This is a genomic window from Phyllobacterium pellucidum, assembly GCF_013327855.1.
In the GTDB taxonomy this organism is placed as follows: domain Bacteria; phylum Pseudomonadota; class Alphaproteobacteria; order Rhizobiales; family Rhizobiaceae; genus Phyllobacterium; species Phyllobacterium pellucidum.
In genome coordinates, this window is record NZ_JABUMX010000003.1 from 586,269 (window position 1) to 600,592 (window position 14,324).

General features: G+C 60.5%; 11 protein-coding genes and 1 tRNA gene. 3 read left to right on the forward strand and 9 right to left on the reverse strand.

The features are described from left to right. Positions 1–134 precede the first annotated feature (134 nt). Positions 135–3,632 carry a GH92 family glycosyl hydrolase gene (locus HQ945_RS16150; RefSeq protein ID WP_207719712.1) on the reverse strand — a complete coding sequence of 1,166 codons (3,498 nt, stop codon included), beginning with the start codon at positions 3,630–3,632 and terminating at the stop codon, positions 135–137. Positions 3,633–3,920: 288 nt separating this feature from the next. On the opposite strand from HQ945_RS16150, the gene HQ945_RS16155 reads away from it, so the two are divergent. Together HQ945_RS16155 and HQ945_RS16160 are read left to right on the forward strand one after the other, a co-directional pair. Beyond that, positions 3,921–4,880: an NAD-dependent epimerase/dehydratase family protein gene (locus HQ945_RS16155; protein WP_113279886.1), complete on the forward strand. Its 960-nt coding sequence runs from the start codon at positions 3,921–3,923 to the stop codon at positions 4,878–4,880. Between the two features lie 61 nt (positions 4,881–4,941). Next, positions 4,942–5,577, forward strand: coding sequence for a LysE family translocator (locus tag HQ945_RS16160; protein WP_113279885.1), 636 nt, complete (start codon positions 4,942–4,944; stop codon positions 5,575–5,577). A gap of 4 nt (positions 5,578–5,581) precedes the next feature. Here the strand turns inward: HQ945_RS16160 and HQ945_RS16165 are convergent, their stop codons facing one another. From HQ945_RS16165 to mepA, 8 genes are all read right to left on the reverse strand, one after another. Then, positions 5,582–6,526 (reverse strand): adenylate/guanylate cyclase domain-containing protein, encoded by a 945-nt coding sequence (locus tag HQ945_RS16165; protein ID WP_174208285.1) that lies wholly within the window; start codon positions 6,524–6,526, stop codon positions 5,582–5,584. A gap of 213 nt (positions 6,527–6,739) precedes the next feature. Next, positions 6,740–6,824, reverse strand: a tRNA-Leu gene (locus HQ945_RS16170). Positions 6,825–6,980: 156 nt separating this feature from the next. Beyond that, positions 6,981–7,601 (reverse strand): 2,3-bisphosphoglycerate-dependent phosphoglycerate mutase, encoded by a 621-nt coding sequence (locus HQ945_RS16175; protein WP_027230851.1) that lies wholly within the window; start codon positions 7,599–7,601, stop codon positions 6,981–6,983. Positions 7,602–7,625: 24 nt separating this feature from the next. Further along, on the reverse strand, positions 7,626–8,432 hold the full coding sequence (dapB, locus tag HQ945_RS16180; protein ID WP_425500661.1) for a 4-hydroxy-tetrahydrodipicolinate reductase: 807 nt from the start codon (positions 8,430–8,432) through the stop codon (positions 7,626–7,628). A gap of 23 nt (positions 8,433–8,455) precedes the next feature. Then, the gene (locus HQ945_RS16185; protein WP_091920622.1) at positions 8,456–10,285 is read right to left on the reverse strand and encodes an ABC transporter ATP-binding protein; all 1,830 of its coding nucleotides are present in this window, start codon (positions 10,283–10,285) and stop codon (positions 8,456–8,458) included. Positions 10,286–10,479: 194 nt separating this feature from the next. After that, entirely contained in the window at positions 10,480–11,508 is a 1,029-nt protein-coding gene (locus tag HQ945_RS16190; RefSeq protein WP_027230848.1) for a glucokinase, read from the reverse strand. Between the two features lie 79 nt (positions 11,509–11,587). Then, complete coding sequence (locus HQ945_RS16195; RefSeq protein WP_091920620.1) at positions 11,588–12,016, reverse strand: methylglyoxal synthase; 429 nt, start codon at positions 12,014–12,016, stop codon at positions 11,588–11,590. Between the two features lie 116 nt (positions 12,017–12,132). Next, positions 12,133–13,098 (reverse strand): penicillin-insensitive murein endopeptidase, encoded by a 966-nt coding sequence (mepA, locus tag HQ945_RS16200; protein ID WP_245273413.1) that lies wholly within the window; start codon positions 13,096–13,098, stop codon positions 12,133–12,135. Between the two features lie 179 nt (positions 13,099–13,277). Between mepA and HQ945_RS16205 the strand changes: the two genes are divergently transcribed. Next, a complete protein-coding gene (locus tag HQ945_RS16205) occupies positions 13,278–14,318 on the forward strand; it encodes a zinc-dependent alcohol dehydrogenase family protein (RefSeq protein ID WP_091920617.1) in 1,041 nt (346 codons plus the stop codon). Positions 14,319–14,324 lie beyond the last annotated feature (6 nt).

Consider the following 14,324-nt stretch of genomic DNA (forward strand, 5'->3'; position numbering starts at 1 on the left):
TGCTTACATGCTGCCATAAAAATTTTCAGATGCGGATAACAGGTACCGGGCTTTCCCACGCCTGAAGCGATCAAGGATGCCGAGACCACGTTACAAGGAAGAAGCGGGGTCGCCGAAACGGCCCCGCCCTGTTCCTATTGGATAAGCTGAACGCCCGGCAGCGGATTGGCTGTCGGCTTCGAGTAGTCGCCGGCCGGGCCCGAAGGCGGCGTCCACTCCGCACCCCATTCGGTGGGAGTGGTGGATAGGTCGAAGTTCAGCTTGCCACCGTCCTTGATCTTGTCGAGCGGAAGCCAGGTGCCCTGATAGGTCGCCCCATTCAGTTTCATCTCCTTGATATATCGGGCGTCTTCAGCGACCGGTGCGGCGTGGCCGAGCATAGCCGGCCGGTCGGTCGAAATGCGCAGCTTCTTCCCATTCCCGAGCCACATCGAGATACCCTTGAACTGTGGAGTGGAAACCGCAAGCCCAGGCTCGGACGGGATGACAGGATAGAGGCCGAGCGTCGCCAGGACGTACCATGCGGATGTGGCGCCCATGTCGTCATTGCCTGGCAAACCGCCTGCGGCCAGCGAGAAGTTTTTTCGCATGATGGTCGGGATGATGTACTGCGCGTATTTCGGTGCGCCTGCCCAATTATATGCCCAAGGCGTCTGGAAGGACGGTTCGTTGCCAATATAGTACGTCGTGCCGCTTTCACTTGCGTTCAGTTGACCACCCTCCGGCTCCTTGCCGAACGGGTTGGCCTTGTCGAGCGCGAACAGGCTGTGCAGCCGCGTCAACGCTGCCTGTTTGCCGCCGAGCTTGTCCATCAGCGAGGCCCAATCGTGGGCGAAGGCCCAGATGTAGTGGGGCTCCGTACCCTCATGGAACACGCCATCCTCCCATACGCCGGCCTTGTTTTTGGCGCGTAGCTTCAACTGACCAGCCGTCGTGTCGAAGATGTTGGACCAGTTCTTCGAGCGCGCATAGAGCTGGGAGATCTGGTCCTTGTCGGTGGATGCTGTCGGCAGCCGCGACAGGAACGATGCGGCAGAGCGATCGGAGGTCACCATCTCGACCGTTGCCGACGATTCCTTCCAGTCCGCGACTGCGTCCGTCGGGATGTAGCCATATTGGAGCCAGTCCGGCAAGGCGGGCTTATCGGCATTACGGCCGACGCTGAGCTTGTCGTTGCACGCGCTCTTGGGGTCGAAAGTCGACTGGATCACATATTTGCGGGCGGTCTCGGTGTCGAATTTCTTGGCGCCGAATACATACGAGCCTGCAACGACATTCAAGCCATGGTCGCCCTGCATCGGGATTGTGTCTTCAGAGCCGTCGACCCAGTGTGGGAACGCTCCACACTGCTGCGCATCGGCGACGAGCGACTGCATCATATCGCTGGCCTCGTCCGGCGCGATGAGAGCGACAAGTTGCGCGGCCGAGCGATAAGTATCCCACATGGAGAAGCCGGAATAGTGGGTCGTATACCCGGCGTCCTTGCCGTCGATCTTGAACCTGTATTTCGACACGTTCTCGACCTCGCGCGCAGGCAGCGACCCGCTCGCAGCTTTGAGATCGGCCTGTTTCATGCTGCGATAGTCGCCATTGAGATCGCTATACACGGTCGGGCCGCTGAAGACCCGATAGAGGGTGGTGTAGAATTTGGTGAGATTGTTGATCGCAGCCTGTTTGAGATCGGCGCTGGCCAGCCTGTCCGCCTCACCCGGCTTGGCGAGATCGATCTGGATCGTGTTCAACCGCTTGTTCCACATATCGAGCGCCTGCTTGCGCATGTCGTCGAACGACCAGGCGGTGTTTTCGCCTTTCAGGTTTTTTGCTGCATCGCCGAGAAGATTGGCCTTGGCATTTTCGATGCTGACCGAAGAGACGCCGATCTTAATCTGCACCGTCTTGTCCGTATCGCTCAGTGCAAACTGCAGCGTTGCCACGTCACTGCCCGCATCGGCCGTGCCACTGGTGAGGGGCTTATCAAAGGTTGCGTAGAAATAAACCGGTTGGTTCCAGGTGCCATCGCAGAACTTGCTGGCGACAGCGTTCCCGGAGATCGTTCTGGCGTCGACATCGACCTTCAGCCCAGCTTGATCCTTAGGCACACCTGAAGACTTGTTCGAGTTGTTCAACAAGGAATTCAGTATGAAGTAGGCCTTCGTGGCATTGGCATAGGTTACCCGCATCATGCCAGTGCGCGTCGTCGCGGCTGTCTCGACGGTGATGTTGTTATCAAACTTGACCTTGTAGTAGCCGGGTTCGGCGCTCTCATTGTTGTGCGAGTACGAAAGACCCGAAGAGAGGCTCTGCGTCGCCGATTCCGCGGGCAGCATCGCCACGGTACCCTGGCCGCGGCAGCCTGGACCATTCAGATGCGTCAAGCTGAAGAACTGAATTGAGGAGTCGCCGTAGTAATAGCCGCCCGAACCGTAACCCCAACCGTCGCCGCTACCTCTCGTGTCAGGCCCGAAGCTGACCATTCCAAATGGAGTTTGTGCGCCGGGATTGACGTTACCGGAGTGTCCGCCTCCGGTGTCGGTCTTGGACGTCCCAATGAAAAGATTGACATACTTCGTCAGCGGGGCGTCGGAGCGCGGGCGCAGGAATTCGAGGCTTTCTTCCCATGGGCCCGAATAGGGCGCCAGGCGCTTGTCGAGCGTTGCCGTGGTATCGGCGATTTTCTTGGCGAGGGTTTCGAGGGTCTTCGGCAGCGCTTCGAGCTCAGCCGAAAGCTTGGCTGCGGTCTCCTTGTCGCCACTGCCAAGAGCAGCGCTGACCTTCTCGGTGAGCAGACGGGCGTCGCTTGTGCCCTTGTCGAATTCGGCGAGCGACGTCTTGAAGTCGTCGTTGATCGATGCCGCCTGCTTGGCGAAATCGGCGATCTTGGCCTTGTCGTCGGCCGAAAGGCTGGACATCGCCTGAACGGCGGCAATATCCTTCATCGTCTGATTGAGGCGCGGCAGCAGCGCCGCGAAAGACTGGCGGGCTGCGTCAGTGGCCTTCAGGCGGTCGGAAGCTGCCGGAAAGTCGATGGTGCTAATCTTGGAGGCCGTGGCGGAAACGGTCAGCTTGTGATCGGCTTGCTGCAGATCGGACAGTGTCGTGAGGCTCGTCTTCAATGCGGCAAGGTCCGATGCCAGCTTGTCGAGCTGTTCCTTGGTGGCTGCCTTCTTTTCGAGCGCGGCAATGTCGGCGCCAAGGGTGGACTTCACCCCGGCGAGGCCGGTGGTGAGCATATCGAGCTGTTGCTTGGTGGCGGATGACTTGTCGAGGGAGGAAAGGGCGGTGGTGAGCGCGTCAAAGCGCTCCTGCAGCAATTTGAACTCACCGGCCAGCGCCCCGCCCTCCGTCTCGCCTGCACTGGCTTTGGCCTGCAAGGTGGCCAGGTCGGTTGTAATTTTCTGCAGATCGCTCTGCAGTTGGCCAACCGTGACGCTCACCGTGGCCGTGCCGGCAGCCGCCGCCTGCAACTCGCCAACCTTGGCATTGAGCTTGGCATTGTCCTGTTTCAGCGCATCGACATCACTGGCGAAAGTGCTCGATCCTGCACCCTCGGCATCTTTCTTGTCATCCGAATCGCACCCGGCAAGCATGGAGCAGCCGAGCAGGCCCGCAAGCACGGTCCGCGTTATGGTCATGAATTCCTCCAAATGAATAGGTAAACGAAAGCCTTGGTTTAAATCGATTTAGAATATGCGTCAGTTTATAGATCCGCAGGCAATGCCACAGAAGTGGATTGCTGTGCTCTTAATGGAATCAAACGTATATGGCTGCGCCTGGGCCTCCCTTCCCACGCATTCCTCCAGAGTTGGCGACAATAGTCGCGCTGTCATAAAAGCGTCAATTATCCCAAAGTCTAACGGCTCTCCTTCGAATCATTGCGAGCGGGGATTGAACATTGCGCGCCGTCAAAGCAGTCTTGTGACATGAATAATCGAGACGAAATTCTGGTAACGGGCGCCGCGGGTTTCGTAGGCCGTGAAACTGTAAGACATCTGCTGGCCAAAGACTGGCACGTCCGTGGGCTGGTACGTTCCGAAGTGCGAAAGGAATCTGCGCCGCACGCCCGTTTGTCGCTGCATAAGGTGGGCGATATCAGCGCTATTTCCAACTGGTCGCTACTTGTGTCCGGTTGCCGGGTCGTCGTCCATCTTGCAGCGCGAGCGCACAAGACAGGCGAATTTCCCGACGCTTCGCAGGCGCTCTTCCGGCGCACCAATGTCGACGCCACGATTGCGCTGGCGCGCGTGGCGCTCGCCGCCAAGGTAAAGCGTTTCGTCTTCGTGAGTTCCGCAGGCGTCATGGGCGATTTTTCGCAACGCCCCTTTACCGAAGCCGATCTGCCGCAACCTGCCAGCGCCTACGCCATGAGCAAATGGCAGGCGGAACAGGCGCTTCAGGATATCTGCCGCCAAGGCGCCATGGAACTTGTGATTCTCCGCCCGGTCCTCGTCTACGGTCCCGGCAATCCCGGCAATCTGGAGCGTCTCATGCGCTTGATTAAGACCGGCATGCCGCTGCCGCTGGCTTCAGTCGACAACCGGCGCAGTCTGCTCAATGTTGGTCACCTGGCGGCGATCATTGCAGAGGCCGCGCAGTTGCCTGCTGCGGCCGGAAAGACCGTGCTTCTCGCCGATGGCAACGACGTATCGACCCCTGAATTGTTGCGCGCTTTTGCCGAGGGCATGGGCGTCAAAGCGAGGCTTTTCCCTATGCCCTCTTCCTTGTTGCTCACCATGGCGCGATTGTTTGGCAGGTCGCGCGATGCGGAGCGCTTGCTCGGATCATTGCAGGTCGATACGAAATTGAAAACCGAGCTTTTTGGTGCATTTCCGCGTGATGCGACAATCCGCGGTCTCATCGAAACCGGACGATCCGAACGGTAGCGGCCTTGACATTTGAATAGGCATGAGAGTGTTTTACCTTACGCCGAAGATGGGGGGATAGATGACACACCTGACAGTCCTGGCATTTGCCGTGGTTGCCTTCATTGGCATTGCGACGCCTGGTCCGACCGTGATCCTCGCCCTGACGAATGGCTCGCGCTTCGGCGCCAGGACCGCCTGTTTTGGCATGGCGGGGGCGGTGCTTTCCGACTTTGCCCTCATCGGCGCGGTGGCGCTTGGCCTTGGCGCTCTACTCGCGGCGTCCGAGTTCTGGTTTTCCGTCGTCAAGTGGATCGGCGTCGCCTATCTCACCTTCCTGGGTGTGATGCTTATCCGATCAAAGGGAACGCTCGAACTATCCAATATGACTGCACATCCCGCGACATCCGTTTCGGTGCGGTCGGTGTTCCTGAAAAGCTTCGCGGTCGCGGTCACCAATCCCAAGGGCTATCTATTCTTCTCGGCCTTCCTGCCCCAGTTCGTTGATCCAGCTTTGCCGCAGCTACCGCAATACATGGTGTTGGCCGCAACATTCGCCGCCATCGATTTCATGGTGATGTTCGGGTATGCGATGCTCGGTTCGCGCGCTGCGCGCTTTCTGCGCAGGTCCGGTGCAATGTGGCTCGATCGCGTATGCGGCGGGGCCATGCTGATGCTGGCGGCTTCGCTGGCATTCTATCGCCGCGCAAATGCCTGAGGGCTTATGAACGGGCTGCACCCTGCCGGCGCATGGCCCATTTGAGCCCGGCAATCACGGCGAGCGCAAACATCGGCCACACGGCCCAGAATGTGCCCGACCACGAGAACAGATTGATGGCCGCAAGGCCAAGCCCGATGACGGCCAATGTGCCGATGCCGCGGTCGATCATCCTTGTCCCGCGCACCCAGATCAGCGCCGCCAACGTGGCGAGGGCAAGGATCGGCCACTGCGCCCAGAATTCACCTTCCCATGTTAGAAGATTGATGCCCGCGAGCATGGCGGCAATCACTGCGAGCACGCCGAAGCTGCGCCGGGGCGCCGATTGTGCCGTGGACGGCTCCCTTAGGACTGACTGCAAGGGCGCTGGCCGGGCATCGCGTCCGTAGGGGCTTTCCGGCTGCCGCGGCGCGTCAGCGTTGCCGGGTCCGCCGATACGCACCGCATAACTCGGCACGCCCTCTTCGATGTTCTTCACATTGAGCGCGCCGAGAAAATCAAAACCGACCGCAACCTTGTTGCGCACCTGATCATAGACGGTATGCGAGATGACGATGCCGCCCGGCCGAGCGCTCCCTTGCAGGCGCGCAGCGATGTTGACGCCGTCGCCATAAATGTCCTCGCCCTCGGCGATGACGTCGCCGAGATTGAGCCCGATGCGAAACAGCATGCGGTCACCTTCGGAGCGGTCACCATTATAGCCGGCAAGCTCGTTCTGGACGTCGATCGCAGCGCGCACGGCCTCGACCACGCTCGGGAACTCGGCGATCACGCCGTCGCCCCAGGTATTGATCACACGCCCGCCATGCAATGCGATGAGGCCAGCCATCGCGTCGCGATATTGCTTCAGCGTATCGAGGGTGCCTTCCTCGTCAGCCTGCATCAGCCGGGTATAATCCTGGACATCGGCGGAAAAGATGGTCGTCAGCTTGCGGCGCGTTTCGGACATCGTTCACTCTCGTTGCGAGCGAGCGACTGAAGCAAGAAGGCTCCGGTCACGCTATGAGATATAGCGATTTAAGATGGCCGGGTAAATGCGCAAACGGTTCAAATAGCCGCGACGGTGCTCGAAGGTGGCTCCGATCGCTTGGGTCAGAAGCCCAACGTCGGCCTTAACGACATCGAACGGCCAAATGTCGAATGAAATTGAAATATTGGGAAATGGTGCCCAGAAGAGGACTCGAACCTCCACGCCTTGCGGCACACGGACCTGAACCGTGCGCGTCTACCAATTCCGCCATCTGGGCAGCGGGGTCTCATGTAAGGGGCAGCTTTGAGTCTGTCAATCCATTTAGAGCGCTTCGCGTTTAAATAGAACGCGTTGTGCAATTTCGCGCCCTTTGAGCCTCGTTGGTGCCGAAAAAGGCCGGCGCCAGCGCCAGCCTTTGCTAATCACAACACGGTCAGCCCGCCAGCACTTCCTTCGAGGCGACCGTCGAGTCCGCATTCAGCTTGTAAACGATTGGAACGCCCGTCGCGAGTTCTTGCGAGACGATCTCTTCGCCCGTCAGGCCGTCAAGCGCCATGATTAGCGCCCGCAGCGAGTTGCCGTGGGCCGCAACGAGAACGGTCTCGCCACGCAGGACATGCGGCTGCACGTCGTGCAGGTAATAGGGCCATACTCGCGCGCCGGTATCGCGCAGGCTCTCGCCTCCGGGAGGCGAGACGTCATAGGAGCGGCGCCAGATGTGAACCTGCTCCTCGCCCCATTTGGCGCGGGCATCATCCTTGTTGAGACCGGAAAGATCGCCGTAGTCGCGCTCGTTCAACGCCTGATTGCGAATGGTCTCGAGGCCCGTCTGTCCGACTTCTTCCAGGATATGGTCGAGCGTCGCCTGCGCGCGCGAAAGAACCGACGTATAGGCGATGTCGAATTGCAGGCCTTTCGCCTTCAGGCGCTTGCCCGCTTCGATCGCTTCCTTATGGCCGAGTTCCGTGAGGCCCGGATCGCGCCAACCGGTGAAAAGGTTCTTCAAATTCCATTCGCTCTGGCCGTGGCGGACAAGGACGAGGGTTCCGGACATGGGATTACTCCTGTGAGACAATCGTTATGGGTTGAGGCCGAGCACGTCGAGCATCGAATAGAGGCCGGGTTTGCGGCCCTTGCCCCAGAGCGCTGCCTTGATGGCGCCGCGGGCGAAAATGCTGCGATCCTCAGCGTGATGCGATAATGTGATGCGTTCGCCTGGTCCGGCGAGGATCACCGAATGGTCGCCGACCACCGAACCGCCGCGAAGGGTGGCAAAGCCGATCGCGCCAGCCTCGCGCGGGCCGGTGTGGCCATCGCGAACCCGCACGCTGTGCTGGCCGAGGCCGATATCGCGGCCATCCGCTGCGGCCTCACCCAGCAGCAGCGCTGTGCCAGATGGCGCGTCGACCTTGTGCTTGTGATGCATCTCCAGGATTTCTATGTCGAAATCGTCCGAGCCGAGGGCCTTTGCCGCCTGCTTGACGAGAACGCTGAGAAGATTGACGCCAAGGCTCATATTGCCGGACTTGATGACGACCGCATGGCGCGCGGCTGCGTGGATCTTGGCATCGTCTTCCGCCGAGCAGCCGGTCGTGCCGATGACGTGGACGATACGCGCCTGGGCCGCCAGCTCGGAAAATTCAACTGTGGCGCCTGGGGTGGTGAAATCGAGGACGGCCTCGACGCCGACAAATACACCCAGCGCATCGTCGGTCACTTCGACGCCAAGGGTCCCCACGCCGGCAATCTCACCGGCGTCGCGGCCGATATGCGGCGAGCCGGCCCGTTCCACTGCGCCGGCGAGAACGGCGCCGGGTGTCTCGTTGATAAGACGGATGAGCGTCTGGCCCATACGGCCGCCGGCGCCGACCACGGCAAGCTTCATCGGCGTGGCGGGCTGTTCGGCACTCATGTGGCGGTTCCTGTGATTTCTGCGGGCTGCAATTCGGTATCGTCGATGATGGGCGACTCTTCCTTGCCTTGCAACTGGTAGAAACGCGCATAGACGCCGTTCGGAATGGCAAGGAGGCTGGCGTGCACGCCCTCCTCGACCACGCGCCCGGCCTCCATGACGACGATGCGGTCAGCATTGACGATTGTCGAAAGCCGATGCGCGATGACGATCGTCGTGCGGCCGCGCATCACATAGTCTAGCGCCTGCTGCACGCGTTTTTCAGATTCATTGTCGAGCGCCGAGGTCGCCTCGTCGAGGAGAAGGATCGAGGCGTTGCGAACGATGGCGCGGGCGATGGAAAGGCGCTGGCGCTGTCCGCCGGAAAGGTTCGCCCCGTTTTCGCCGATCTCGGTGCCGTAGCCTTGCGGCTGACGCCGGATGAACTCGTCGGCATTGGCGAGCTTTGCCGCCTCGATGACTTCGTCGTCTGTGGCATCAGGGCGGCCATAGCGAATATTGTCGGCGATCGTACCCTCGAAGAGATAGGGCTGCTGCGACACATAGGCGATCGATTGCCGCAGCGAACGCTTGCTGACATGGGCGATATCCTGCCCGTCAATGAGGATACGCCCGCCATCTATGTCGTAGAAACGCTCGACAAGCCCGAACAGCGTCGACTTGCCGGCGCCCGAAGCGCCGACGATGGCGGTGGATTTGCCGGCTTCCGCCGTGAAGCTGATCCCGTGCAGGACCGGGATTTCTCCATAGCTGAAGCGGACATTGTCGAACTTGACCTCGCCGGAGGGCACGGTGATCGGTACCGCGCCAATGCTGTCGGCCTGCCGCGGCTCGATGTCGAGGATTTCGTAGATCATGCGCGCATTGACGAGTGCGCGCTCGAGCCCGACCTGGACCCGTGCGAGACGCCGCACCGGATCATAGGCGAGGAGGACCGCGGTCATGAAGCCGAACATTGCGCCGGGTGGCTCCGCATTGAGAACGGCGCGGTAGCCGGTATAGGCGATCATCGAGGCGATCGCGAGGCCGGCTATGAGGTCGGTGATCGGCGTCAGCCGCTCTTCGACGCGTGCGATCTTGTTGGAGCGCTCCTCGGCGCGGTTGATCAGGGTCGTCACCTTGCCGCGCAATTGCTCTTCCATCGTGAAGGCCTTGACGATGGTAATCCCCTGCGTCGCTTCCTGCATGGCGCCGAGAAGATGCGAGTTCAGCGTCACCGACTCGCGGTGGATGCTACGCAGGCGCTTTGTCAGGTACCGGACGGTGAGCAGCACCGGCGGCCCGATCAAAAGGGCAAAGAGCGAGAGCACCGGGTCGAGATAGATCATGCTGCCGACCATCGAGACGAGGGTCGGAATATCCTTGCCGACTGTGGTCACGATCAGCTGCAGAAGGTCGCGCACGCCTGAAATGTTCTGGTTTATCCGCGCTGCAAGCTGCGCCGAACGATTGTCATGGTAGAAATCGAGCCCGAGACGCATAAGCTGGTCGAAGATGCGGCGCTGATAGCGCGCAACGATATTGTTGCCGATCTTCGCCATGTAGACCGAATAGATATAGGTGGCGACACCGCGAATAATGAACGCGGCAAGCACGCCGAGGCTGATCGGGATGATCAGGTCCGCACGTTGCTCGTAGTAGATCTTGTTGATCACATCACGGAAAATGATCGCGACGAAAGCCATGGCGCCGGCTGTCGCCAGCATGGCTGGCACCGCGACCGCATACGACCCGCGCTGTTCATAAAGGTTCTCGCGCAGAACCCTTCCGATGACGCGGCGCGCCTCGTTCATATCGATCTTTTTCTTCTTGGTCTGACCATCCATGCAGGCGTCAACTCGCTGGTACAAAAAGACTTCCCGGCAAGGGAAGACCCTTGCCGCTGAAATTGTCCCTATAGCCTTATTGATCCGCCTTGCCTATCGGTTTTGGGCCTCGACACCGCGTCTGGGCGCCGAGTGTTGCCATTGTGCTGCGGCCTGCGCCTCCCGTGCGGTCGGCGCGAGAGCCACGAGGCGGTTCAGTCGCGGCGCCAGCGGCGTCCTTCGGTCGAGACGCCGAAACGGGTGGGCGTCCGGGAAAAGGCAGAAAGGCCGCTCAACGCCGCCAGGGGATGAGTAATGATATAGACCGGGGTTTCGCGCAGGATTTCGCCGTGCGGCGCCTTATCCTCGAAAGCCTTGCGGAACGAGGGATCCTTTAGCGGCTGCACGATCTTCTGCACGATGCCACCAGCAAGATAGACGCCGCCACGTGCCATGAAGGTCAAGGCGAAATCGCCGGCAAGGCGGCCGAGATAGATGACAAAAAGCGCCAGCGTTTCCTTGGCTTCGGGCGATTCGCCAGAAAGCCCTGCGGCGGTGATTTCCGCCGGCGTCTGCAGCGTCGCGTCAGTGCCGCTTACCTTGCAGATGGCCCGGTAGATATTCTGAAGTCCGCGACCGCAAAGCAATTGCTCGCCGGAAATGCGCCCTTCGATGTGTTCGACATGCGGGAAGATTTCGAGGTCGCGCGCCGTGCGCGGTCCCATGTCCACGTGGCCGCCTTCGCCGGGCACCGGAACCCAGCTATTGCGCGAACGCACCATGCCGGCGACGCCGAGCCCGGTTCCGGGTCCGAGAACAGCCCGGCTGCCATGGGGGTCGCCCGCACCACCGCCGAGCTTTTCGAGGTGCTTCGGCTCGAGGGAGACGACAGCCAGCGCTTGCGCTTCGAAATCGTTGAGCACGGTAATGTCGCTGAGACCGAGGGTTTCCATCATCTGCCGGGGCTTTACGACCCAGGCACAGTTGGTGAGGTCGATCTCGTCGCCTTCTACCGGACCGGCGATGGCAAGCACAGCGGAGCGGGGCTGGATCGAGGTATGATCGAGAATGGCATTCTGGATCGCCTCGTCGATTGTCGGGTAATCCGCGGTCTGGATAATCGGGAATTCCTTGGGTTCGGCATTGGCATCCACCAGTATCGCAAAGCGCGCATTGGTGCCGCCGATATCGCCGACCAGAATCGGAAATTTCATGATGTGGTCGGTATCTGCCTGTGTCACCATATCGCTTTCCTCGCGTCGCCCCTTCTTGAGTATGACCATTGGATCATACGCTCTTAGCCTTGTCGCTGCACGCTTGCGCTCAAGTGGCGCTCGCCGCAGTGATTGTGTTGTCTGCTGCGTCATCACGCAGCAAGCCTCGTTTTTGCACCAGAACCTCGGCTGTAGCCCGGTTCAATGCCATTGGAATGTCGTAAACACTGCCGAGCCGCATCAGGGCCTTGACATCGACGTCGTGCGGCATCGGTGACATCGGGTCGACGAAGAAGATGAGCCCGTCAATTTTCCCTTCGGCAATGAGCGCGCCGATCTGCTGGTCGCCTCCGAGTGGTCCGCTTTTGACGCGGCGGATAGTGAGGGATGGGCACGCTTCCTGGATCAATCCGCCGGTCGTGCCCGTGGCAACGATTTCACACGGCGCCAGCAGCTTTTCGTAAGTGCGGGCAAACGCCACTATGTCGGCCTTTTTCTGGTCGTGAGCGATCAGCGCGAGGCGGAAAGGCTGTGTCATCAAATCTCTAACTTGGGTCCGGGCCCTAAATCGATTGAAACCCTATACTCAATTCATGACAGCATGAAAAGGCCGCAGCGAAAAAAGACCGGCTCGCGGCGGAAAGACGATCCGTCTCAGGGCTTCTGCCCGGGAACCGGTACGTCCTCGGGCAGCGTCTCATCGTCCGGCGCATAGGCGGCAGCAGGAGCGGCAGCCTTGGCTGGCGCAGCGACGGTACCGCCGGCGCCATAAGTAACCTCAGCGGCGGAATTCGGTCCGGGTGCATTGAGCACCTGCGCGCAGACCTTGGGCAGGTCAGAAAGCATCATGACGCGCGGTTTGACCGGCTTGGCCGGCTCGGGCTTTTTCTTCCACGGCTCGTCCGTGAACCACCAGGCGAGCGGCTTGCCGCAACCGTCGTCGATGCCGGTCGGCTCCTGCGGCTTGCAATTGGGCGACCCGGCTTGGCATTTGATGCGGATATGGAAATGGTAGTAGTGCCCCCAATAGGGACGGATCTTTGCCATCCAGCTGCGATCGCCCTGGACGGTGTCGCAGAGCTTCTTCTTGATGCCCGGATGGACGAAAATCCGCTCGACCTCCGGATAGCTCGCCGCACGCTTCAAAAGGGCGGCGCGGGACGCCGACCACTTGTCCGGATCGACGAAGAGCGTGTCGCCCTTGAGCATCGATGTGGCCTCGACAGTTTCGCGCTCCTGGTTGGTGAAACGGCGCTTTGGCATTGGGGTCAACCAGACGTCGGCATCGAGCCCAACCTGATGTGAGGCGTGGCCCGTGAGCATGGGACCGCCGCGCGGCTGGGAAATGTCGCCGACGAGCAGGCCAGACCAACCATCCTTGGCCGCGGCATCGCGCGACAAGCGCTCCAGCAGGCTGATCATTCGTGGATGGCCCCAGCGCCGATTGCGCGACAGGCGCATCACCTGCCAGGTCGGCCCGTCAACCGGGAGGGCTACACCGCCCGCAAGGCATCCCTTGGCATAGAATCCGTCCGATTGCGGCGCACCGAGGGTCGGCAACGGCTGCGCGCCGAACAATTGCTTGGCCGGACCGTCTTCTGCAATCGCCCCCGCTGTCATGCCGAGTGAAACGAGCGCGCCAAATATCAGGCGCAACAGGACTTTGGGTGTCATAATCGCTATCCCACAGGTGATCCCGGTAAATTTGCGTCGAGGATCGGGGCTTTATGATGGCCAGATTCGCCGCCAAGTCGCAATATGCGATCGGATCCACACTCTGATTCGAAGGGGTACTTACTATGCGAGCTGTCATCTTCGAAAAGTTCGGCGAGACGCCGCGCGTTGCAAACGTCGCCGATCCACGCCCGGCGGATTCCGGCGTGGTCATAAAGGTCGAAGCCACGGGTCTTTGCCGCAGCGACTGGCACGGCTGGATGGGGCATGACGCGGACATCGTCCTGCCGCATGTGCCGGGTCACGAACTTGCTGGAACCATTGCGGCAGTCGGCAGGCACGTGAAGCAATGGCAGATCGGCCAGCGCGTAACAGTGCCGTTCGTCGGCGGCTGCGGTCATTGCTTCGAGTGCAATTCCGGCAACCATCAAGTCTGTGAGAACCAGTTCCAGCCGGGATTTACCGCCTGGGGTTCATTTGCAGAGTTTGTCGCTGTCGACTATGCCGATACCAACCTGGTCGGCTTGCCGGATTCTCTCGATTTCGCGACGGCGGCGAGCCTTGGCTGCCGGTTCGTCACCTCGTTTCGCGCAATCGTCGATCAGGCCAGGGTCAAGCCCGGCGAGTGGGTTGCCGTGCACGGCTGCGGCGGCGTCGGGCTGTCGGCGATCATGATCGCCACTGCCATGGGCGCCAATGTCGTCGCGATCGATCTTGCCGACGAGAAGCTCGCTTTTGCGAAGGCGCTGGGTGCTGTCGCCATTGTGAATGGCGCCGAGCGAAGAGACGTCGTTGGCGCCGTCCGTGAAATCACCAAAGGCGGCGCGCACGTCTCGATCGATGCGCTCGGTCATCCATCGACCTGTTTCAACTCCGTCGCCAATCTGCGCCGCCGCGGCCGGCATGTGCAGGTCGGACTGATGCTGGGCGACCATGCCCATGCACCGATCCCGATGGACAAGGTCATCGCGCATGAACTTGAAATATATGGCAGCCACGGCATGCAGGCGTTCCGTTACAAGGCGCTGATGGACATGCTCGAAAACGGCAAGCTCGCGCCGCAGAAGTTGATCGGCAAGGAGATCACGCTCGACGATGCTCCTGCCGCCCTCATGGCCATGGATCGATTTGAGGGCACGGGCATCAATGTGATCACGAAGTTCTAGCAGTCC

Bases quoted from the DNA above. Each gene is read 5' to 3' on its own strand.
- HQ945_RS16160 (WP_113279885.1), top strand. From the start codon at position 4,942: ATGACACACCTGACAGTCCTGGCATTTGCCGTGGTTGCCTTCATTGGC.
- HQ945_RS16185 (WP_091920622.1), bottom strand. From the start codon at position 10,285: ATGGATGGTCAGACCAAGAAGAAAAAGATCGATATGAACGAGGCGCGC.
- HQ945_RS16155 (WP_113279886.1), top strand. From the start codon at position 3,921: ATGAATAATCGAGACGAAATTCTGGTAACGGGCGCCGCGGGTTTCGTA.
- dapB (WP_425500661.1), bottom strand. From the start codon at position 8,432: ATGAAGCTTGCCGTGGTCGGCGCCGGCGGCCGTATGGGCCAGACGCTC.
- HQ945_RS16165 (WP_174208285.1), bottom strand. From the start codon at position 6,526: ATGTCCGAAACGCGCCGCAAGCTGACGACCATCTTTTCCGCCGATGTC.
- HQ945_RS16190 (WP_027230848.1), bottom strand. From the start codon at position 11,508: ATGGTGACACAGGCAGATACCGACCACATCATGAAATTTCCGATTCTG.
- HQ945_RS16150 (WP_207719712.1), bottom strand. From the start codon at position 3,632: ATGACCATAACGCGGACCGTGCTTGCGGGCCTGCTCGGCTGCTCCATG.
- HQ945_RS16175 (WP_027230851.1), bottom strand. From the start codon at position 7,601: ATGTCCGGAACCCTCGTCCTTGTCCGCCACGGCCAGAGCGAATGGAAT.
- mepA (WP_245273413.1), bottom strand. From the start codon at position 13,098: ATGACAGCGGGGGCGATTGCAGAAGACGGTCCGGCCAAGCAATTGTTC.
- HQ945_RS16195 (WP_091920620.1), bottom strand. From the start codon at position 12,016: ATGACACAGCCTTTCCGCCTCGCGCTGATCGCTCACGACCAGAAAAAG.
- HQ945_RS16205 (WP_091920617.1), top strand. From the start codon at position 13,278: ATGCGAGCTGTCATCTTCGAAAAGTTCGGCGAGACGCCGCGCGTTGCA.